Annotated in this window: 21 protein-coding genes; 19 read left to right on the top strand and 2 right to left on the bottom strand. The window is 48.0% G+C overall.

The features are described from left to right. Positions 1–2: 2 nt before the first annotated feature. From J2X05_RS07410 to flhB, 12 genes are all read left to right on the top strand, one after another. A complete protein-coding gene (locus J2X05_RS07410; RefSeq protein ID WP_310070709.1) occupies positions 3–308 on the top strand; it encodes an STAS domain-containing protein in 306 nt (101 codons plus the stop codon). Between the two features lie 51 nt (positions 309–359). Then, the gene (locus J2X05_RS07415; protein ID WP_310070712.1) at positions 360–2069 is read left to right on the top strand and encodes an ATP-binding SpoIIE family protein phosphatase; all 1710 of its coding nucleotides are present in this window, start codon (positions 360–362) and stop codon (positions 2067–2069) included. A 55-nt stretch (positions 2070–2124) separates the two neighbouring features. Continuing rightward, complete coding sequence (locus J2X05_RS07420) at positions 2125–2457, top strand: Hpt domain-containing protein (protein WP_310070714.1); 333 nt, start codon at positions 2125–2127, stop codon at positions 2455–2457. 181 nt (positions 2458–2638) lie between these two features. Beyond that, on the top strand, positions 2639–4192 hold the full coding sequence (locus J2X05_RS07425) for a flagellar hook-length control protein FliK (protein WP_310070717.1): 1554 nt from the start codon (positions 2639–2641) through the stop codon (positions 4190–4192). A 228-nt stretch (positions 4193–4420) separates the two neighbouring features. Continuing rightward, entirely contained in the window at positions 4421–4990 is a 570-nt protein-coding gene (locus tag J2X05_RS07430; RefSeq protein WP_310070720.1) for a flagellar basal body-associated FliL family protein, read from the top strand. 10 nt (positions 4991–5000) lie between these two features. Beyond that, positions 5001–6071, top strand: a complete 1071-nt coding sequence (gene fliM, locus J2X05_RS07435) for a flagellar motor switch protein FliM (RefSeq protein WP_310070723.1) — start codon at positions 5001–5003, stop codon at positions 6069–6071. Next, complete coding sequence (gene fliN, locus J2X05_RS07440; protein ID WP_310070726.1) at positions 6061–6465, top strand: flagellar motor switch protein FliN; 405 nt, start codon at positions 6061–6063, stop codon at positions 6463–6465. The genes fliM and fliN overlap by 11 nt, the downstream gene beginning before the upstream one ends. 10 nt (positions 6466–6475) lie before the next feature. Then, positions 6476–6991, top strand: a complete 516-nt coding sequence (gene fliO, locus J2X05_RS07445; RefSeq protein ID WP_310070729.1) for a flagellar biosynthetic protein FliO — start codon at positions 6476–6478, stop codon at positions 6989–6991. 8 nt (positions 6992–6999) lie between these two features. After that, positions 7000–7860: a flagellar type III secretion system pore protein FliP gene (gene fliP, locus J2X05_RS07450; protein WP_310070732.1), complete on the top strand. Its 861-nt coding sequence runs from the start codon at positions 7000–7002 to the stop codon at positions 7858–7860. A gap of 16 nt (positions 7861–7876) precedes the next feature. Next, entirely contained in the window at positions 7877–8146 is a 270-nt protein-coding gene (gene fliQ / locus J2X05_RS07455) for a flagellar biosynthesis protein FliQ (protein ID WP_133684121.1), read from the top strand. Positions 8147–8175: 29 nt separating this feature from the next. After that, on the top strand, positions 8176–8961 hold the full coding sequence (fliR, locus tag J2X05_RS07460) for a flagellar biosynthetic protein FliR (protein ID WP_310070735.1): 786 nt from the start codon (positions 8176–8178) through the stop codon (positions 8959–8961). Between the two features lie 9 nt (positions 8962–8970). Further along, a complete protein-coding gene (gene flhB / locus J2X05_RS07465) occupies positions 8971–10125 on the top strand; it encodes a flagellar biosynthesis protein FlhB (protein WP_310070739.1) in 1155 nt (384 codons plus the stop codon). A gap of 2 nt (positions 10126–10127) precedes the next feature. Here flhB and J2X05_RS07470 read toward each other — a convergent pair whose 3' ends face one another. Both J2X05_RS07470 and J2X05_RS07475 read right to left on the bottom strand, forming a co-directional pair. Continuing rightward, positions 10128–10442: a CcdB family protein gene (locus J2X05_RS07470; RefSeq protein ID WP_310070741.1), complete on the bottom strand. Its 315-nt coding sequence runs from the start codon at positions 10440–10442 to the stop codon at positions 10128–10130. Continuing rightward, the gene (locus tag J2X05_RS07475) at positions 10442–10687 is read right to left on the bottom strand and encodes a type II toxin-antitoxin system CcdA family antitoxin (protein WP_310070743.1); all 246 of its coding nucleotides are present in this window, start codon (positions 10685–10687) and stop codon (positions 10442–10444) included. Before J2X05_RS07475 ends, J2X05_RS07470 begins: the two co-directional genes overlap by 1 nt. A 155-nt stretch (positions 10688–10842) precedes the next feature. Here J2X05_RS07475 and flhA point away from each other — a divergent pair, with 155 nt between their 5' ends. The 7 genes from flhA to J2X05_RS07510 all read left to right on the top strand — a co-directional run bounded on the left by flhA (position 10843) and on the right by J2X05_RS07510 (position 20186). Further along, complete coding sequence (gene flhA, locus J2X05_RS07480) at positions 10843–13056, top strand: flagellar biosynthesis protein FlhA (RefSeq protein ID WP_310070745.1); 2214 nt, start codon at positions 10843–10845, stop codon at positions 13054–13056. Between the two features lie 22 nt (positions 13057–13078). Continuing rightward, positions 13079–14641, top strand: coding sequence for a flagellar biosynthesis GTPase FlhF (flhF, locus tag J2X05_RS07485; RefSeq protein WP_310070747.1), 1563 nt, complete (start codon positions 13079–13081; stop codon positions 14639–14641). A gap of 170 nt (positions 14642–14811) precedes the next feature. Beyond that, on the top strand, positions 14812–15636 hold the full coding sequence (locus tag J2X05_RS07490) for a MinD/ParA family protein (protein WP_310070750.1): 825 nt from the start codon (positions 14812–14814) through the stop codon (positions 15634–15636). Between the two features lie 95 nt (positions 15637–15731). Further along, on the top strand, positions 15732–16475 hold the full coding sequence (locus J2X05_RS07495) for an RNA polymerase sigma factor FliA (protein WP_310070753.1): 744 nt from the start codon (positions 15732–15734) through the stop codon (positions 16473–16475). A gap of 200 nt (positions 16476–16675) precedes the next feature. Next, positions 16676–17059, top strand: a complete 384-nt coding sequence (gene cheY, locus J2X05_RS07500) for a chemotaxis response regulator CheY (protein WP_039914554.1) — start codon at positions 16676–16678, stop codon at positions 17057–17059. Between the two features lie 34 nt (positions 17060–17093). Beyond that, positions 17094–17897 (top strand): protein phosphatase CheZ, encoded by an 804-nt coding sequence (locus J2X05_RS07505; protein ID WP_310070759.1) that lies wholly within the window; start codon positions 17094–17096, stop codon positions 17895–17897. A gap of 27 nt (positions 17898–17924) precedes the next feature. Further along, positions 17925–20186, top strand: a complete 2262-nt coding sequence (locus J2X05_RS07510) for a chemotaxis protein CheA (RefSeq protein ID WP_310070760.1) — start codon at positions 17925–17927, stop codon at positions 20184–20186. The last annotated feature ends 33 nt before the right edge of the window (positions 20187–20219 follow it).

Consider the following 20219-nt stretch of genomic DNA (forward strand, 5'->3'; position numbering starts at 1 on the left):
ACATGGCGATCACGTCAACAGTTTCCCCTGATGGCAATCAAGTCACTATTTATATCCAGGGCCGTTTCGATTTTAGTTCCCACCAGGAGTTTCGCGGAGCGTATGAAAAGCTCGCCCAAGCTCCCATTCATTACCGTGTCGATTTGCAGGGTACTTCTTATCTGGATAGTTCGGCCTTAGGCATGTTATTGCTGTTGCGTGATTATGCGGGCGGCGAACAATCCAATATTCAGATTGTGAATTGTGCACCGGATGTGAAAAAGATTTTATTAATTTCCAATTTTGAGCAATTATTTGATATCCAATAGGTGGCCATGCATGCCCAAATTGCGTGTTGAGTGATGTATGGAAGCGATTTTATGAATGATGTCCGGCGTTTAAAAATTTTGGTTGCCGATGATACAGACACTGACAGGCTCATCCTTGAAAGTATTGTTCGCAAAGAAGGCCATCACGTTGTTTCCGCTTGTAACGGGCTTGAAGCGATTCAGGTCTACTCCGCTGAAAAACCCGATATTGTGTTGCTCGATGCGCTCATGCCAGAACTTGATGGTTTTGGTGCGGCGCGCAAAATCAAAGAGCTTGCGGGCGATGAATTAGTCCCTATTATATTTCTCACCTCCCTTTCCGATACTGAATCCCTGGTGCAGTGCCTGGATGCTGGTGGCGATGATTTTCTCTCCAAACCTTACAACCGCATTATCCTGCAAGCCAAAATAAAATCCTTCAACCGTATGCGCGAGATGCACAGCACAATGCTGACGCAGCGCAACCAAATCGTGCAGTACAACAATCGTTTATTGCAGGAACAAACCGTTGCAAAACACGTGTTTGACAATGTCGCACACAGCGGTTGCTTGAATGCCAGTAATGTCCGTTATTTTTTATCGTCGCTTGCGGTATTTAACGGCGATGTATTGGTCGCCGCTATGCGTCCTAATGGCAGCATGATGGTGTTGCTTGGCGATTTTACTGGCCATGGTCTGCCCGCTGCAATTGGCGCTATGCCTTTGGCATCTACTTTTTACGGTATGGTGTCGAAAGGCTTTTCCATGACCGATATCTTGCGTGAAATAAATGGCAAATTAAAAAATATTTTACCGGTAGGGATTTTTTGTTGCGCCACCATGATGGATATCAATTTCCGCAAAAAACGTTTGAAAATCTGGAATGGTGGTTTGCCCGATTGTTTTGTATATCACCATCAAGAGGGCAATATCACCCCAGTTAAATCAACCCATTTGCCGCTCGGTGTGTTATCCAATCGCGCCTTTAAAGATAATTGTGAATATTTTGAATTACAGAAGGAGGACCGGATTTTTGTCTGGTCGGATGGAATTCATGAGGCGCGCAATGCAGATGGTGATATGTTTGGTGAAGAGCGCTTGAAGGCGGTATTTAGTCGCAACAGCAACCCCGAACTTTTATTTAACGACATCATTGAAAGTGTGCAGCAATTTGTTGGCAGTGGTGAAAAAGATGATGATTTATCCTTGCTTGAGATTCGCATGGATGAACCTGCACGGGTGAATAGTTTCGCTAAAGAAGCTAGCGACAAATTTGGCAACTCGGAAATTGAATGGACCATGGGGTTTGAAGTCAAACCCACTAGCTTCAAAGTATTTGATCCACTGCCGATGCTGCTAAATGTTCTGATGGAGGTGCCCAGCTTGCGCGCGTTTAGCAGCACGCTTTACACCATTCTCGCCGAGCTATACACCAATGCCCTTGAGCATGGCGTATTAAAACTGGATTCTGAACTCAAAAAAACACCGGATGGTTTTTCCGATTATTATGAGTTGCGCGAGCAGCGAATTAATCAAGTCACTGAAGGGTTTGTGCGCATTAATATCTCCCACAAGACCAATGAAAATGGCGGGCTATTAAAAGTGCGCATTGAAGACAGTGGTGACGGCTTTGATCATCAGCAGCGTTCTACCGACAATCTGACGTCATTCGGTTATAGCGGGCGCGGTATTGCGCTGGTGGAGAAACTTTGTGGTACCGTTACCTATCTGGGATGCGGTAATATCGTCGAAGTCGCTTTTTCATGGGTGAGCGATGATTGATTCATGTTGATGAATTAACCCTGAGCATTCCCCCATACGAATGAGATGCAGCCCAATGGAACATCTGGACTACGACACCTTAAATACGCTCAAGCAAGTCATGGAGGATGATTTTGCGTTGCTGATAGATACCTTTGTACAAGATTCCACTGACCGTATCAGCACCTTACGCGAGGTTATCCAGGGTACCGATGCCGATTTGATCCGCCGTGCAGCCCATAGCTTTAAGGGGAGTAGCAGCAACATTGGCGCTCCACATTTGTCGTCATTGTGTGCTGCATTGGAAAAAAAGGCCTTGGAAAAGCGACTGGAAGCCTTGGACGTTGACCTCGATTCCATCGAAAGAGAGTTTGCCCAAGTTATGGTTCTGTTGCGTTCTCTGCCCTGATTAGCGATTTATTTTTACCCATTTCACCTTTCCTCATCCTGCCTTATTCATCGACAACGATCCCGACCCGGGGTGGGGCTGTCACCGCGAATTGGCACCTGCTTTGCAAAGACTCTCCTGAACCGAATTGTTGGCTGATCGAGCGGCAAACCCTTGCCGTGATCAAGAGCAGGAGCAGCAGATGAACAATGGCAATCTTTTAAATAGTTTATTGGGCATAACCAATGCAAACCCGGTGGTGACTAAAGCATCTGCCGCCAAAGCGCGTGCCGAATCGACTGAAAAATTCCAGCAGGCACTTGAGCAAGTGCGGCCAGAGGTTGCCGCCCGCAAACCGGTTGCGCGCAAAGAAAATCCGCCCGCTGAGCCTGCGGCCGCGCGCCAAGCCTCAAAACCTGCAGCCCAGCGCAATTCAGTGCAAGAAACACACAAGACGGATACACCGTCTAAAGCGCGCGACCATGCGCAAGATGTTGCTAGTAAACCGGTAGAGAAATCAGAGACGGTAGTTCGCGATACAAGTGTGGATGAACCTGTGATGGATAATCAAACTGAAGAGCAATCTGCCGACGCCCAACCGCAAACACAGGCAGGAACTACTCACACCGGTGAGGGGGAGGATCAATCGGCCGATGAAGTGCCTGTTGCGCTCGATAATTTTTTGTTGATTACTCACGGCTTATCAGGCGAGGGCAAGGTTGATGAGATGTTGGCTTCGCCTGAAAATTTGTTCAATGCCGCGAACCCGCAGCCGTTGCTTGCAGATGAATCGCTAAATGATGACGATATAGATTTATCATCAGATAACTCTGTGCTTGATCCAGGCGTGTTGGCAATACAACCATCTGTTATGCCTGTAGCGCCGGAAGCTTCCATATTGCCAGGGCTAGCAGTAGGCACATTAGTCAATAATCAACCACCCTTAGCCGTAACTACCCAGGTTACACAGGGTCAAGTTGCTGGACCCACCATCACAAGTGCTGCTGTAGATGCACAGCCTGCCGCTCTGCTAGCTTTGGGCGGAACCTCGTCAAACTTGGTGAGTGAACTGGCCTTGGATGGTGCGGAGGGTGAAATCGATGTATTGACCGGCGATAGCTCCGCTACTGATTCCGGAGAAAACCCGGATTTTCTGCTGCTTAACTCCAAAGCTGCGCTGAATAAATTGGCCGAAACTACCATGACTACAGCGACGCTAGATAGAGCAGCTCCCGCCGCTGATTTGGCAAAACCCGCAGCGGTGAGCGCGGCAGTTGAAACATTGACACGATTAGCTGATGCACAATCACCTGCTGCGCGCGCGTTTGTTGTTCAAACGGGAGTTCCAGTAACAGTCGGTACGCCCCAATGGAGTCAAGCAGTGGGCGATAAAGTACTATGGCTTGCAGCACAAAATGTGAGCTCTGCTGAAATACGCCTCGATCCGCCCGAGCTGGGCCCTATGCAAGTCAGGGTGAGCGTTAATCAGGACCAAGCCAGCGTGACTTTCACCAGCCCACATCCAGCGGTGCGCGAAGCTCTGGATCAGCAATTGAATCGCCTGCGCGAAATGTTCTCCGAGCAGGGATTAAATCTGGTGAATGTGGATGTATCCGACAAATCCTTTGCCCAACACGAGCGAGAAAAGGAGGAGTCAACTAAAAATTCAGGTAATGCCGGGTTGGATGAAGAGGAGTTGGCGCCGGTGGCCATCACCCAAGCTGTTTCAATGCGTCTGGTTGATCATTACGCATAGATTTAATCTGTTCCTCATTAATTAAGCTAAGCTTTTTTTGCCGGGAACCTGATCAGATTGATCAGGTTCTCTACACCTTTGTTTTGCATCAGATTTTTTTCTTCATTCTAAACACCTTTCTCACGCTTGCCCTCGCAAACCCTCTATCCGCTGCTAAGCTTTCAAAGGCGATACTGGCATAGGTATTGCTCAAACCCTTTTAGACTTTGAAAGTGACGGAGTTTTGACATGGCGGCAGCCCCCAAAGCAAAAACTGATGCAGGCAACGCTGATGCAGCTGCAGATGCAAAAAAGAAAAAAAAGAAATTGTTGTTAATCATTGGTCTGGCGGTGGCGCTGATAGCAATTTCCATCGGCGGTACTATTGTGGCGTTAAAATTTTTAGCACCAGCACCACCCGAGGGTGAGGTTGCAGAAGAAGAGCAGGCAGAATCGACTTTAGCGCCAGCGCTCTATTATGAAATGACCCCTAACTTTACGATTAATTTCAATGTGAATGGCCGCCAGCGTTATCTACAGGCGGCAATTACTTTGTTGTATCGCGATCCTTTGCTGGAGGAGCTATTAAAGTTACATATGCCGGCAATTCGCAACGGTTTGGTCATGCTGTTAAGTGCCAAAAACTTTGAAGAGTTACAGACCAACGAAGGGAAAGAAATTTTACGGAAAGAAGCGCTGGAAATTATTCGTAGCCAATTGCAAAAAGAACAAGAGGCACTGGTTACCAGTGGCAAAAGCGAGGAGGTTTCCCCCTCGAATGTCGAACAAGTGTTGTTTACCAACTTTGTAATGCAATAAGGAAACCGCTGTGCAAGATTTACTCTCGCAAGACGAAATTGACGCGCTCCTCCATGGCGTTGATGACGGTGACATAGATACCGAGGGCGATGCTGAACCCGGCACGGTAAGAAACTATGACCTCACCAGCCAGGATCGTATTGTGCGTGGGCGCATGCCCACGCTCGAAATGATCAATGAACGTTTTGCCCGCTACACCCGCATCAGTATGTTTAACTTATTGCGTAGAACTGCCGATGTTTCTGTTGGTGGTGTGCAAATCCAAAAATTTGGCGAGTATGTTCATACGCTTTACGTGCCTACCAGTTTGAATATGGTGAAGTTTCGACCTTTGCGTGGTACGGCATTAATTATTCTCGATGCGCGGTTGGTTTTTAAATTAGTGGATAACTTTTTTGGGGGCGACGGCCGCCACGCAAAAATTGAAGGCCGCGAATTTACCCCGACTGAATTGCGCGTTGTGCAGATGGTATTAAATCAGGCATTTATCGATTTAACCGAGGCCTGGAAAGCGGTTTTCCCCATCAATTTTGAATATGTCCATTCAGAAGTTAATCCCTCGCTTGCCAACATTGTGAGCCCCAGTGAAGTTGTAGTGGTGAGTACATTCCATATTGAATTGGACGGCGGCGGTGGTGAAATGCATATCACCGTTCCCTATTCAATGATTGAGCCGATTCGTGAAGTGCTCGACGCCGGTTTGCAAAGTGACAGTGACGAGCACGATGAGCGTTGGGAAAAGGCCTTGCGCGAGGATGTGCTTTCGGCAAGCGTGGATTTGGAATGCGATATCGTGCGGCGCGACATTACCCTGCGCGATATTGTTGATTTAAAAGCGGGCGATATTATCCCCATTGAATTCCCGGATTACCATGTGTTGACCGCCAATGGTGTTCCCATGTTCAGGACCCAGTTAGGTCAAACCAATGGTTTTCTCAGTTTGAAAATTCGCGAATTTATTGACCGTCGCAGTGCTTACAATATAACCGGTACTAAAGGCGATAGCACAAAAACGGATGAAACAACTAACGCTAAAGATGAACGCGTGACTGCAACTAAAGGTGGAAAAAATGGCAAGTGATGATGTTGATCAAGACTCAATGGCCGATGATTGGGCTGCCGCTATGGCAGAGCAGGCTGATGTTGATGAAGCCATGGCCAGCACAGTGTCGTTTGATGAATTAAAAAGTGATGTGCTTAAACAACCGCCGGGCAGCCCGGATTTGGATGTGATTCTGGATATTCCAGTTTCCATCTCCATGGAAGTAGGGCGCACTTCGATTACGATTCGCAATTTATTGCAACTTAACCAAGGCTCGGTAATTGAATTGGATCGTCTTGCAGGCGAGCCGTTGGATGTATTGGTCAATGGTACATTGATCGCCCACGGTGAAGTGGTGGTGGTCAATGAAAAATTCGGTATTCGTATGACCGATGTTATTAGCCCTGCGGAACGCATTAAAAAATTGCGTTAGGAATAAAAGAATGAACCTAGTCTTGTTAACAACAATCCTCTTCTCATCGAGGAACTGGCTCTCCGTTAAAGGACGAGGTTTTTGGGTATTGTTGTTGGTGTCCTTCACCGAGCTCAGTTATGCACAGGCTACGGTCCCCACTGCGCAAATTGGCAGTGGCCGTCACCTGGTAAATGTGACGCTGGCATTGATGGGTATTATCGGTTTAATTTTTGCGATTTCCTGGTTCGTAAAACGTTTTAGCCAAGGGACTTTTTCAGCTAACGCCCATATTAAAATTTTGTCAGCTATGCCTTTGGGCACGCGCGAACGCATAGTGCTGATTGAGGCGGGTGGGCAGCAATTATTATTGGGTATTACTTCAACTCATATTAATACCCTGCATGTATTTGAAACGCCTATTGTGGTGGATGATAAAACCGAAAATCCATCTGACTTTAGCCGTAAGTTAATGGCGATCCTGCAGCAAAAGTCATCGCTAACCTCCGCGCAAGATTCCAATAATAAAAACAATTCTGCTCCCTAGGAAATACCATGTTGAATAATGCTGTTGATACCAAAGTGGTATTTATGCGGATCTTGCTTGCACTGTTATGCCTGGTGTTTGCGGGGGTTGTTTCTGCGCAGACCAATACCCCTAATGTAGTGGATACGGCCGCAAATAATTTACCATTGACGCAAACAACTCCCTCTAACCTGGGTAGCCTGCCTGCCATTCCTGGGTTGCCAGCGTTAACGGTTAAAACCAATCCGGATGGCACGCAGGAATATACGGTTACGCTGCAAATCCTCGCCATTATGACGGCGCTGACGTTTTTACCGGCGCTATTAATGATGATGACATCCTTTACCCGCATTATTATTGTGTTTTCTATTTTGCGTCAGGCACTGGGTTTGCAACAGTCGCCGTCAAACCAGATTTTGATTGGTCTCGCGTTATTTTTAACCCTGTTTATTATGCAGCCGGTATTAAATAAGGTGAATGAAGATGCGCTGCAGCCCTACATTAACCAGCAGATTGGTGCGCAGGAAGCTCTGGCAAAAACCGCTGCCCCTTTTCATGCGTTTATGATTGCCCAGACGCGCGAATCCGATATCGCTTTGTTTGTAGGCATCGCCAAGCATCCGCCGATAGCCACACCGGAGGAAACACCATTCAGTATTTTGGTGCCCGCATTCATTATCAGTGAATTAAAAACGGCATTCCAAATTGGTTTTATTATTTTCATTCCCTTTTTGGTAATCGATATTGTGGTATCCAGTGTGCTTATGGCCATGGGTATGATGATGCTCTCGCCATTGATTATTTCCCTGCCGTTTAAAATTATGTTGTTTGTCCTCGTTGACGGCTGGGCGATGATTGTAGGCACGCTCGCCGCTAGCTACGGCATATGATGGAGGCTTTATTATGATGACTCCCGAAGTAGTAATGGATTTATTCGCAGAGGCATTTTTTCTGGTGATCTTGATGCTGCTGGTTATTATTGGCCCCGGTTTGATCGTGGGGCTGATCGTGAGTATGTTCCAAGCGGCGACTCAAATTAACGAGCAGACCCTCAGTTTTTTGCCGCGTCTTATCGTTACTTTGATTACATTGATGATGGCGGGTCCCTGGTTGTTAACCAAGTTTATGGATTTATTTAATCGATTATTTTCGAGCGTACCTTCTCTTATTGGGTAAAACGGGGCCTCATCGGGTCGGTCAGAGCAATGCAAGAATTAATCATAAGTGAAGAGCAGCTATCGCAATTTATCGGCCAGTACCTCTGGCCGTTGTTACGTATCAGCGCTTTTTATTTTGCCGTGCCGGTCATTGGTGCGCGTACTGTACCGGCCCGTGTGCGTATTATCCTCACCCTGTTTACCTCCATCATGATCGCTCCGGTATTGCCGCCTGCGCCAGTGGTTTCGTTTGTGTCGGCGCAAGGTTTTATGATGATCATTCAAGAAGTGCTGATTGGTCTGGCTTTAGGCTTTGCCATGCAGGTAGTGCTGCATGTGTTTGTATTGGCGGGGCAGTTTATCGCAATGAAAATGGGCTTGGGATTTGCTGCGATGAATGATCCATCCAGCGGTGTGAGTGTAACTATTTTATCGCAATTTTATTTACTGGTGTCCACCTTATTATTTTTGGCCAGCAATGGCCACTTGGTGGTGTTGCAATTAATGATCGACAGTTTTACCACCTTTCCGATTGGTGGGGCAGGCATGAATAGCGCCCATTTTATGACGATTGTGGATTTGGGTTCCTGGTTATTTAGTGCGGCCTTATTAATTACCTTGCCGCTGTTTACCTCTTTAATGATTGTGAACATGTCGTTTGGAGTGATGAGCCGTTCAGCACCACAAATGAACGTGTTTACAGTCGGTTTTCCCATCACTTTGATTTTTGGTTTTATCCTTATGTGGTTCACCCTTGCTAACTTCCTCCCGGTATATTTTGAAATTATGGAAGAGGGCATAGGTGTGCTACGTACTTTGGCATTGACACCTTAAGGTACTGCAATGGCTGAAGAAGACGATAGCAGTCAGGAAAAAACGGAAGAGGCCAGTTCGCGCAAAATTGAAAAAGCGCGCGAAGAAGGCCAGATTCCCCGCTCCAGAGATCTCACGACTACAGCGGTTTTAATGTTGGCGGCGCTGGGTATTTATTTCTTTGCTGAATTTATGGGCGCAAAATTGATTGGCCTTACACGCGACAATTTTGTCCTCAACCGCGCAACGATTTATGACCCCAATGCCATGATTGCCCATTTGGCTAGCGCCATTTATGACGGCCTTTTTAGTATTGCTCCACTGATGGCGATTTTATTAATCGCCTCGATTGTCGGCCCGATTGCTTTAGGTGGTTGGAACTTCAGCGGTAAAGCCATGGAGCCAAAGCTGAGTCGTATGGATCCGCTGGCGGGGATTAAACGCATGTTTTCAGTTAAATCCCTGATTGAATTATTAAAAGCCCTGGGCAAAGTACTGATTATTTTAGGTGCGACTATTTGGCTGTTAAAATTTTACGCGCAGGATATGTTTCGCTTGGTGGATGAAAGTGTTGGCAACGCGATTATCCATTCCCTGGAAATCTCCATTTTTGCCACTATCGCACTTTCTGCGACTACGATTTTAATTGCTGCGATTGACGTTCCTCTGCAAATTTACGAATACAATAAAAAATTAAAAATGTCACGGCAGGATCAAAAAGATGAATCCAAAGATACGGATGGTAAGCCGGAAGTAAAAGGCCGTATTCGTCAATTGCAACGGGAAATGGCGCAGCGCCGCATGATGTCTAATGTCCCCCAAGCCGATGTCGTCATCACCAACCCGGAACACTTTTCGGTGGCCCTGAAATACGATCCGGAAAATATGGATACGCCGATTATGATTGCCAAAGGTGGTGATCACACGGCATTAAAGATCCGTGAAATTGCCAACGCCCACAAAATCGAAATTATCCAATCACCTGTGCTCGCGCGTGCGATTTTTTACACCACAGAAGTAGATCAGGAAATTCCATCCGGGTTGTACCTTGCGGTCGCGCAAATATTGGCTTATGTGTTTCAACTGCGCAATTTCCGTAAAGGAAAAGGTGAGAAACCTACATATCCACGCAATATCAATGTACCGCGTGACTTGCGTTACGACGCTAAAGGTAAGTTGGATTAAACTTAGAACCCTTCTATCAATAAATTGATTGCCGCCAAAATTTCGTAGCGAAAATTCCCCAAGTTGCCTACCTCTTCAGTTAGCAGATGCTTGCTGATACCCGCCATTTGCGGTGTTAACAGCAACAGCGTTTCACCGTTGATGGTGAGCTTGGGGGTTAGGGTGGTAATGCCGCTGCCCTTAAAGCTGGACTCGCGGATGAGTGGGATCACCATGCGTGTATCCAAGCCTGCAAGTAGGTCATTTTGCACATCCAGCAAATAAGGGACGTGGTGGTTTTCCAGATTGTGGTTTTTGTAAGCGCGGAATTGGCTCATCAGAAACCCCGCTGTGGATCATTGGGATTGCTGTTTTGTTCGGTGTATTGATTGTACTCATCGATGGCGCTTTTATTGGCGGATAACCAAAGCTCCTGTTGGCGCTGCTTCACTTTCTCCACTAGCGCCTGCTCGAGCGTAGCGGATAAATTGATCTCAAACTCCTTAGCTTTGCGCAATAACTCACTGTTAATACTCACATTTGTGGGCTTCTTGGACGCGCTGGGATCGTAGATGTTGTTCATGATTAATGCTCAATTATAATGCGCATAGTTTATGCGCATTTTTATTAAAGATCAAATAATAAACAGCTTTGCAGATCTGTTGTAGTAATTGCGTAAATCGGTACGCTTCTTGCGATATCACGGAAAAATGACCTAACTGTCAAGAATCCGTGCTTATGGCCTTACCAACGTTTAACCAGTTGAATAACTTTAACGGCAAAGCTGCGTTTGGCTCAGTACGCGCCATGGGGCGTGGCAATCTGGGTATTCCAATCCTGCTGATGATGCTTCTGGCAATGATCATATTGCCGATTCCCCCCTTGCTGCTGGATGCGTTCTTCACCTTCAATATCGCGCTGTCGTTGGTGGTGTTGCTGGTTGCTGTATATGCCATGCGCCCTTTAGATTTCGCCGCTTTCCCTACTATTTTGTTGATTGCAACTCTTCTCCGCTTGGGCTTGAACGTAGCCTCCACCCGTGTGGTGTTGTTGGAAGGCCACAATGGTGGCGATGCGGCAGGTAAGGTAATCGAAGCCTTTGGGCACGTAGTTATTGGCGGGAATCTCGCTGTGGGTATCGTGGTGTTTATCATCTTGATGATCATCAACTTCGTGGTAATCACCAAGGGTGCAGGCCGTATATCCGAGGTGAGCGCACGCTTTACCCTCGATGCAATGCCCGGTAAACAAATGGCGATTGATGCGGACTTGAATGCGGGCTTAATTGATCAGGATCAGGCGCGCGCACGTCGTCAGGAAGTGTCTGCCGAAGCTGACTTTTACGGTGCAATGGACGGTGCAAGTAAGTTTGTGCGCGGCGATGCTGTCGCGGGCATCATGATTATGTTCATCAATATTTTTGGTGGACTTGCCATCGGCATGATGCAGCATGATCTTGAGTTTGGTGATGCCTTTGAAAAATACACCATCCTCACTATCGGCGATGGCCTTGTGGCGCAAATCCCTGGTCTTTTGCTGTCGGTTGCCTCCGCCATTTTGGTAACCCGCGTTAATAGCTCTGAAGACATGGGCAAAATGGTGGTAAGCCAAATGTTTACCTCGCCTAAAGCTTTAGCTGTCGCTGCTATTATGTTGATTATTATGGGTTCCGTCCCCGGTATGCCACATCTTGCATTCTTGGGCTTGGGCTTGTTGTGTGCTGGCTTGGCGTATTACATCCATTGGCGTAAGCAGCAACCGGCTGTAGTGGAAGAGAATACATTTATTCCTGCAGGTGCTCGTGCTGCGGGAGAGGTTGCGCCGTCGGGCGGTGCCAGTATTGCACCGCAGCGCTCGGCACCAGCTTTACCTCCGGGTGCTCAGGAGTCGCCAGAGCTGGGTTGGGATGATGTGCAGCCGGTGGATGTCATCGGCTTGGAGGTGGGGTATCGCCTGATTCCTATGGTCGATAAAAATCAAGGTGGCGAACTGCTTGGCCGTATCAAAGGTGTGCGCAAAAAGCTCTCGCAAGAGATGGGCTTTTTAATTCCTTCAGTTCATATCCGCGACAATCTGGATTTGAACCCCACCGGTTATCGCATCAGCTTGATGGGCGTTTCGATGGCGGAAGCCGACGTGTATCCCGATCGCGAATTGGCGATTAATCCGGGGCAGGTGTTCGGTACCCTCGACGGTATTAAAACCAAAGATCCGGCGTTTGGCCTGGATGCAATCTGGATCAATCCCAGCCAGCGTGAACAGGCGCAGACATTGGGTTACACCGTAGTTGATCCGAGCACGGTGGTGGCGACTCATCTCAACCAAATCCTTCAGCAGCATACTTTTGAACTGCTCGGTCATGAGGATGTGCAGAAGCTGCTGGATATGCTAGCCAAGACATCGCCCAAGCTTGTGGAAGAGCTAGTGCCTAACACGATGGGGATTAATGTCCTGTTGAAAGTGTTGCAGAACTTGCTGCGCGAACGCGTACCTATCCGCGATATCCGTTCCATCGCCGAAGCCTTGGCGGGAAGCGGTGGCAAGAGTCAAGATCCCGCCGCTCTTACCGCATTGGCCAGGGTGGCCTTATGCCGTCAAATTGTCCAAAACATTGTGGGTAATGACCGAAACCTGCCAGTTATCACGCTTGAGCCGACGTTGGAACAGTTGTTGCTAAACACCGTACAGCAGGCACAAAAAGCTGGCGCGGATGATAGCGCCTTTATTGAGCCTGGCTTGGCAGATCGCCTGCAGCAATCATTGATTAGCGCAGCGCAGAAACAAGAACTTTCAGGTAAACCTTTGGTATTGCTCGTAGCAGCGCCGCTCAGGCCAATGCTATCGCGCTTTGTTCGCCACAGTGTTCCTGATATGCGGGTACTGGCTTACACCGAAGTGCCCGACAACAAACAGATCAGTATCGATGCAAGTGTCGGTGCCGATAAAAAATAGCCCAACCGGGTAGGAGTTGAATATGCAAGTCAAACGTTTCGTAGCAGCTGATATGCGCCGTGCGTTGGAATTGGTTCGCCAGGAACTGGGGCCAGATGCCATTATTCTCTCCAGCAATCGCATTCCGGAAGGGGTGGAATTGCTGACTACCATGGGTTCCGATTACGAACTCAAGCAATTGCAAAATCGCCCTTTTTCCGAATCCACATTTGCGCCGAGCGAGCCGCTGTTGAGTGATGGTGATATCTCTCCCCGCGCTTTGGCAAATCCGCAACCGCGCCGCGCCGCGCCAGTGATTAGTAGAGCGGTTGATCAGCCCGCCCATCCTAATGCAGGTAAAAGCGGTGCGCAGTTGGCCGATGATATTGAAAAAGCGCGTTTGCGCATGATTGCTGCGCGCAAAGCAGAAGATTCGGCAAAAGAATTTTTAGTGGGAAAAAATACGGTCGTGAACGCGGGGATTCCGCGCAATACTCCGGCACCAGCACAGAAGCCAATGGTGGGTATGAGTGCCGCCGAAAGATATCCGTTAGTTGATGCAGCTCCGGTATCTGCTTTAGCTCCCTCGTTGCGAGCAGCTTCAGCGACAGCACTCAGCAAAGAGGCAATGTCATTCCGCGAGACCTTGCTGAAAGAGGGGCGCTTGCAAGAAGCGCCCAAGGCTGAAGGCCCAACCAGGGAAAGCGTTGACCAATCCTCACAGCTCACCGATCTACAAGCAGAAATTGCCGATATGCGCTTTTTACTGGAGCAGCAATTGGATCGTCTTACTGGCCAACAATCGGCACCGATTAATTCCCCTGTGCTTGCCAGCGTTGCGCGTCGTCTTGAGCGATTGAATTTGCCGAAGGATGTTATCAGCAGCGTTATCAACGCCTGCACTAAAGCCAAAACTCTAAGCGATGCCTGGCCGGATGCGTTGGCGAACCTTGCGCACCAATTGCCAATTAATGGGCGTGATGTGGTCGAGCAAGGCGGTGTGTTTGCATTTGTCGGCCCGACCGGTGTAGGCAAAACCACTACCATTGGTAAATTGGCGGCGCGCTATGTATTACAGCATGGTGCCGATAAGGTCGCGCTTATTACTACCGATACCTACCGCATCGCCGCTCATGACCAGTTGCGTTCACTCGCGCGTATTTTGCGTGTACCAGTGCGCGTGGTGGACGAAGCCAATCCTCTGGATTCAGTCCTGCGCAGCCTGCGTCATTGTTCTTTGGTGTTAATTGATACCGCTGGTTTCCGCCACGGCGACCCGCATCTGAAAGCACAATTGAAAGCATTGGCTGAGCAGCAAGTGGTAAAAACCTATCTTGTTATGTCATGCAACAGCCAGGTACAGATGTTAAAAGCATCGATCCATGCATATGGCGCTGCGCGTTTGCAAGGTTGCATCCTTACCAAATTGGACGAGACCGCAAGCATTGGTGAAGCCTTGGGAGTTGCCATGCAAAATCGCCTGTCGATTGCCTACACCACCGACGGGCAAGACATTCCCAAAAATTTGGATGTGGCGCGTGCGCATCAATTGGTGTCGAAAGCGGTTGCATTGCTTAAATCCAATCCAACAACGGCTGTCTCGTAAACGGTGAAGGTTAAACAACAGTTATAACCACAGGAATTTGTCGGTGAAACTGAAATTAGTCGGATGAAGTTCCAATCCCTATCTATACTCAGATCACCATTTGTGTACCCCAATGCCTATCTGGCAATCAGGTGTACAACTCGAAGAAATAGGTTTGGAGTTATGCGTAGATGAGCCAAATGCGACCAGTACAAGTGATCGCTGTGTCCGGCGGCAAGGGCGGAGTAGGGAAGAGCAATATTTCCGTTAACCTCAGCATTGCGCTGGCAGAATTGCGTCGGCGTGTGGTGTTGTTGGATGCTGACTTGGGCTTAGCCAATGTCGATGTGCTGTTGGGTATCAGGGCGACCCATACGCTGGCAGATGTACTTGCCGGCACCCATAGTTTGGCGGACGTACTGGTAAGTGGTCCTGCAGGTATGAAGATTGTTCCTGCGTCATCCGGTGTACAGCGCATGGCAGAACTAAGTGCTGCTGAGCACGCAGGACTGATCAATGCCTTCAATGATCTTTCGGATCAAGTCGATATCCTGGTTATCGATACGGCAGCCGGTATTTCCGATACGGTCGTGAGTTTTGTGCGTGCTGCCAATGAAGTGATTATCGTTGTCTGCGACGAACCTTCATCTATTACCGACTCCTACGCATTGATCAAATTACTCAACAAAGAATACGGCATGCAGCGTTTCCGGGTGGTGGCGAATATGACGCGTACACCGCAGGAAGGCATCAATATGTTTAACAAGCTCAATACCGTATGCGAACGCTTTCTGGATGTGACTTTGCAGTTTGTCGGCCAGGTTCCCTTCGACGAAAACGTGCGCAAAGCGGTACAAAAACAAAAATCCCTGCTGGAATTTGCGCCCACTTCCAAAGCGTCTGTCGCTATACGTGCACTTGCACAAGTCGTAGATAAATGGCCGCTACCCAACTCGCCTACAGGGCGCCTGGAATTTTTTGTAGAACGTTTATTGCAGGCTGCGAATGCGCGTTAGCCTAGTGTGTGATGCAGAAAAAAATAGGTATGTAATACGTTGTGCCGCCAGATCGTTGGTAAAACGCAGGGTTGTTGCTGATAAGAAGGTGCTCAATGGCCGTAGTCAATGGTTTAGCCATGTACGATAAAAAAACCTTACTTGATGTACAGATCAATATTGAAGACTACGCGCCTTTGGTAAAGCGTATTGCCTATCACATGATGATGCGTATGCCGGCCAGCGTGCAGGTGGACGATCTTATCCAGGCTGGCATGATCGGCCTTATCGAAGCCTCCCAAAAATACGATGCCTCCCGCGGTGCAAGTTTTGAAACTTATGCGGGTATCCGAATTCGCGGTGCAATTGTTGACGAAATGCGCCGCGGCGATTGGGTTCCGCGCTCAGTGCACCGCAATGCACGCCGTGTTTCCCAGGCCGTTGCTGCAGTAGAAGCGCGCACCGGCCGCGATGCCACTGACAGTGAAGTCGCTGCCGAGTTAGGTGTGGGGCTCAATGAATATTTTGAAATGCTGCAAGATTCCAACGGCAGTCGCCTATTCAGCTATGAAGAAACTTTTGGCGAGGAAGACAGCAATATAGATGCATCTGAGCACAGCAGCGCGTTTGTCAGCCCGCTCGATGGTATCCAGCGCGATGGCTTAAAAAAAGCACTGGTGAAGGCTATAGCCCTCTTGCCCGAACGTGAACGGATGGTGTTGGCGCTCTACTATGATCAAGAACTAAATCTGAAAGAAATTGGTATGGTGCTCGGAGTCAGTGAATCCCGCGTGAGCCAGATCCACAGTCAGGCGGCAGCGCGGCTGCGCCACAAATTGGCAGATTGGCAATCGGGCTGATGACTGTTTAAATAACAAACGAATCTAGCAAAAAGCATCGTTCAAGTTGCAGTGTAAATATCAAAAACTCTGTGTTTTCAGCGAATTGGGCTATGATTCGAATTAAAAGTTGAAGATTGATGCGCCGGAACTGGCCGAAGCTTCAACTCCTACTAGACTATGATTAAATGAAAATCCCGTCAGGGTGAGTGGAGGTTGCGTTGGATAAGAATATGAAAATCTTAATTGTTGACGACTTTTCAACAATGCGACGGATTATTAAAAACTTGCTGCGGGACTTGGGTTTTTCCAATACCCATGAAGCGGATGATGGGGTTACAGCATTGCCGATGCTGAAAAGTGGTGACTTTCAATTTCTAGTCACGGATTGGAATATGCCAGGTATGACGGGTATCGATTTGCTGAAAGCCGTTCGGGCAGATGAAAAGTTGCGCACCTTACCGGTGTTAATGGTAACGGCTGAGGCCAAGCGCGACCAGATTATTGAGGCAGCGCAAGCGGGTGTTAATGGTTATGTTGTCAAACCATTTACCGCACAAGCACTCAAGGAAAAAATCGAGAAAATTTTTGATCGCGTAGGTTAGTTTGGCTCGATCAAATAATAAATAAGGCGTTGTCATGGCATCTGAACCCCAAACATCTTTCAACGAAGAATTTGTTGTCGAATTGAAAGAGTGCGCCAAGTTGCTCACGGAGAAATTGCAAAGCAATCAATTCGAAGAGGCATCGGTGCTGATTCACACCATCACCCAAGCGCGCGACCGACATATATTTCAGTCGGTGGGGCGTTTAACGCGCGGTCTGCACAATGCTATTGTCAATTTTAATGTGGACGCGGACTTAACCAAAGAGCCGCCCAAAATTGCCAACTCAGATATTCATGATGCATCCAATCGTTTGAATTACGTTATTGATCTCACACAAAAAGCAGCTGAAAAAACCATGGATATGGTCGATGAGGCAGCACCTATTGCGATGAACCTTGGGCAAGAGGCCAGCAGCTTACGTGCAGAATGGGCGCGGCTTAAGCGCCGTGAAATGGGCCCTGATGAATTTCGCCAGCTCTATGACCGCATGGATGATTTTCTCAAGCAGATGGTAACTGGCACCGAACAATTAAGTAAAAATCTACAAGACATTGTACTGGAGCAGGGCTTTCAGGATTTAACTGGGCAAGTGTTAAAACGCGTGATCGGTTTAATTAACGATGTTGAAAAAGATCTAGTCAGTCTGGTGCGTATTGCGGGTCAAGTGGAAGAAATTGCTGGTCTTTCGAATGACAGCGAGACACTCGAACATGACAAAGAAATTATGAATAAGCGCAAGGTCGAAGCCGAAGGCCCACAAATTAATAAAGAGCGTGCAGATGTAATGTCCGGGCAAGACGATGTCGATGATTTATTGTCTAGCCTTGGTTTTTAGGTCTGCGGGTCACGCGAGGAACGTTGAATGAGTTTTGGTGATGACGAGGATATTCTCCAGGATTTTCTGGTAGAGGCGGGAGAAATCCTTGAGCGCCTCAGCCAGCAATTGGTTGACTTGGAGCAGCGCCCTGAAGATAAAGACTTGCTAAATGCAATCTTTCGCGGTTTTCATACCGTAAAAGGTGGTGCCGGCTTTTTAGCGTTGACCCCAATGGTTGAATGTTGTCATTTGACGGAAAACTTGTTTGATATTTTACGCAATGGAAAACGCGCCGTTACTTCTGAATTAATGGACGTAGTGCTAGAAGCTTTGGACTTAGTGAACCAACAGTTTGAATTGGTTTCCCAACGCGAAGCCTTGCCCCCAGTAGATCACTCATTAATTGCAGCATTGGAACGTTTGGTTTCATGCGCGGATTTGGATGAGGCCGCTGAAGCTGCAAACGCAAACATTGCGGCTGCCAGTGAAACTGTGGTTGCAGAAACTCCCACTGGTGATATTACCGATGCAGAGTTTGAACAATTACTTGATGCAATTGCGGGTCAACCGGCATCGGCTGCTTCTACATCTGTTGCTGCTGCACCCGTCAGTACATCGGGCAACGATGAAATTACTGAAGATGAATTTGATGCACTACTTGATCAATTGCACGGCAAAGGGAGTGCTCCCGGCATCGCGCCTCCCGCGGCAGCTGTTGTCACACCTGCTACTGCCGCCACCAGTAATGAGATTACCGAAGACGAATTCGAAGCATTACTCGATCAATTGCACGGTAAGGGTAAAGGGCCTGCTGCTGCACCTGTAGCGCCTGCGGTATCTGCACCAGCCCCAACTGCAGCTAGCGGTGGCAGTGATTTAATTAGTGATGATGAATTTGATGCGCTACTGGATCAACTTCATGGCAAAGGTAAGGGGCCTGGTGTTACAGCAGCTACACCTGCATCATCAGTACCCGCATCTAACGTAAAAGCACCTGAAGTAAAACCTGCACCTGCAGTAGCAAAACCTGCTCCGGTTGCAGCCAAAAAAGTAGAGCCGCCTAAACCAGTTGTTGCACCAGCGACCTCTCCCGCACCTGTCAGCGATAAAGAAGCGCCGCAAGTTGAAACGACTGTGCGTGTCGATACCCAGCGTCTCGACGATATTATGAATATGGTTGGCGAATTAGTTTTGGTGCGCAACCGTTTAGTGCGTTTAGGTAATAGTTCTACTAATGAGGCCTTGGTAAAGGCTGTCGCAAATCTTGATGTGGTGACTGCCGATCTGCAAACATCGGTCATGAAAACCCGCATGCAACCGATCAAAAAGGTGTTTGGTCGTTTCCCGCGTGTAGTGCGCGATTTGGCGCGCAGTTTGCGCAAAGAAATCAATCTGGAATTGGTAGGTGAAGAAACTGATCTGGATAAAAATTTGGTAGAAGCGCTCGCCGACCCTTTGGTGCATTTGGTACGCAACTCGGTCGACCACGGCATTGAATTTCCTGAGGTACGTGAAGCCGCCGGTAAACCACGGTTGGGGCAAGTGATACTTTCTGCAGAACAAGAGGGTGATCATATCCTTTTATCGATTAGCGATGATGGCGCAGGTATGGACCCCGTTAAGCTACGCACGATTGCTGTCGAAAAAGGGTTGTTTGATGAAGACACCGCTAATCGCCTCTCAGATACGGAAGCCTATAATTTAATTTTTGCTCCGGGTTTTTCTACTAAAAAAGAAATTTCGGATGTGTCAGGGCGTGGTGTGGGGATGGATGTGGTGAAAACCAAAATCACCCAACTTAACGGCACCGTGGAAATTAAATCAGAATTAGGTAAAGGCACACGCTTTATCATCAAAGTGCCACTGACTTTGGCGATTATGCCAACGTTAATGTTTATGCTGGGGCAACAAACCTTTGCGTTTCCGCTGGTGAGTGTCAATGAAATTTTCCATATGGATCTCACCAGGAGCCATATTGTTGACGGCCAGGATTGCGTTGCTATTCGCGACCAGGCAATACCGCTGTTTTATATGAAAGATTGGTTGGTAAAAAATGCCTACGGTGAGCGCCCGGACAATGCACATGTGGTGATTGTCACGGTAGGCACCCGCCGTGTTGGTTTTGTGGTGGATCAACTGATCGGTCAGGAAGAGGTGGTGATTAAACCGCTTGGAAAAATGTTACAAGGTACTCCGGGTATGGCAGGTGCAACTATTACCGGTGATGGCACCATCGCATTGATTTTGGATATTCCCAGTTTACTTCGTCGCTATGCAAAGGGATCGACTAGCTGGGGTCATAGTTAGTTGTCGTTAAGCTGGCAATACTTTTTCCCAAGG

The organism is Cellvibrio fibrivorans (assembly GCF_031457055.1).
Lineage (GTDB): Bacteria > Pseudomonadota > Gammaproteobacteria > Pseudomonadales > Cellvibrionaceae > Cellvibrio > Cellvibrio fibrivorans.

Coding starts and splice junctions, on each gene's coding strand:
- fliO (WP_310070729.1), top strand. CDS start 6,476: ATGAACCTAGTCTTGTTAACAACAATCCTCTTCTCATCGAGGAACTGG.
- fliP (WP_310070732.1), top strand. CDS start 7,000: ATGTTGAATAATGCTGTTGATACCAAAGTGGTATTTATGCGGATCTTG.
- fliN (WP_310070726.1), top strand. CDS start 6,061: ATGGCAAGTGATGATGTTGATCAAGACTCAATGGCCGATGATTGGGCT.
- J2X05_RS07430 (WP_310070720.1), top strand. CDS start 4,421: ATGGCGGCAGCCCCCAAAGCAAAAACTGATGCAGGCAACGCTGATGCA.
- flhF (WP_310070747.1), top strand. CDS start 13,079: ATGCAAGTCAAACGTTTCGTAGCAGCTGATATGCGCCGTGCGTTGGAA.
- J2X05_RS07475 (WP_310070743.1), bottom strand. CDS start 10,687: ATGAACAACATCTACGATCCCAGCGCGTCCAAGAAGCCCACAAATGTG.
- J2X05_RS07425 (WP_310070717.1), top strand. CDS start 2,639: ATGAACAATGGCAATCTTTTAAATAGTTTATTGGGCATAACCAATGCA.
- J2X05_RS07415 (WP_310070712.1), top strand. CDS start 360: ATGAATGATGTCCGGCGTTTAAAAATTTTGGTTGCCGATGATACAGAC.
- J2X05_RS07420 (WP_310070714.1), top strand. CDS start 2,125: ATGGAACATCTGGACTACGACACCTTAAATACGCTCAAGCAAGTCATG.
- flhA (WP_310070745.1), top strand. CDS start 10,843: ATGGCCTTACCAACGTTTAACCAGTTGAATAACTTTAACGGCAAAGCT.
- J2X05_RS07505 (WP_310070759.1), top strand. CDS start 17,094: ATGGCATCTGAACCCCAAACATCTTTCAACGAAGAATTTGTTGTCGAA.
- J2X05_RS07495 (WP_310070753.1), top strand. CDS start 15,732: ATGGCCGTAGTCAATGGTTTAGCCATGTACGATAAAAAAACCTTACTT.
- J2X05_RS07410 (WP_310070709.1), top strand. CDS start 3: ATGGCGATCACGTCAACAGTTTCCCCTGATGGCAATCAAGTCACTATT.
- fliR (WP_310070735.1), top strand. CDS start 8,176: ATGCAAGAATTAATCATAAGTGAAGAGCAGCTATCGCAATTTATCGGC.
- flhB (WP_310070739.1), top strand. CDS start 8,971: ATGGCTGAAGAAGACGATAGCAGTCAGGAAAAAACGGAAGAGGCCAGT.
- fliQ (WP_133684121.1), top strand. CDS start 7,877: ATGACTCCCGAAGTAGTAATGGATTTATTCGCAGAGGCATTTTTTCTG.
- J2X05_RS07490 (WP_310070750.1), top strand. CDS start 14,812: ATGAGCCAAATGCGACCAGTACAAGTGATCGCTGTGTCCGGCGGCAAG.
- J2X05_RS07470 (WP_310070741.1), bottom strand. CDS start 10,442: ATGAGCCAATTCCGCGCTTACAAAAACCACAATCTGGAAAACCACCAC.
- J2X05_RS07510 (WP_310070760.1), top strand. CDS start 17,925: ATGAGTTTTGGTGATGACGAGGATATTCTCCAGGATTTTCTGGTAGAG.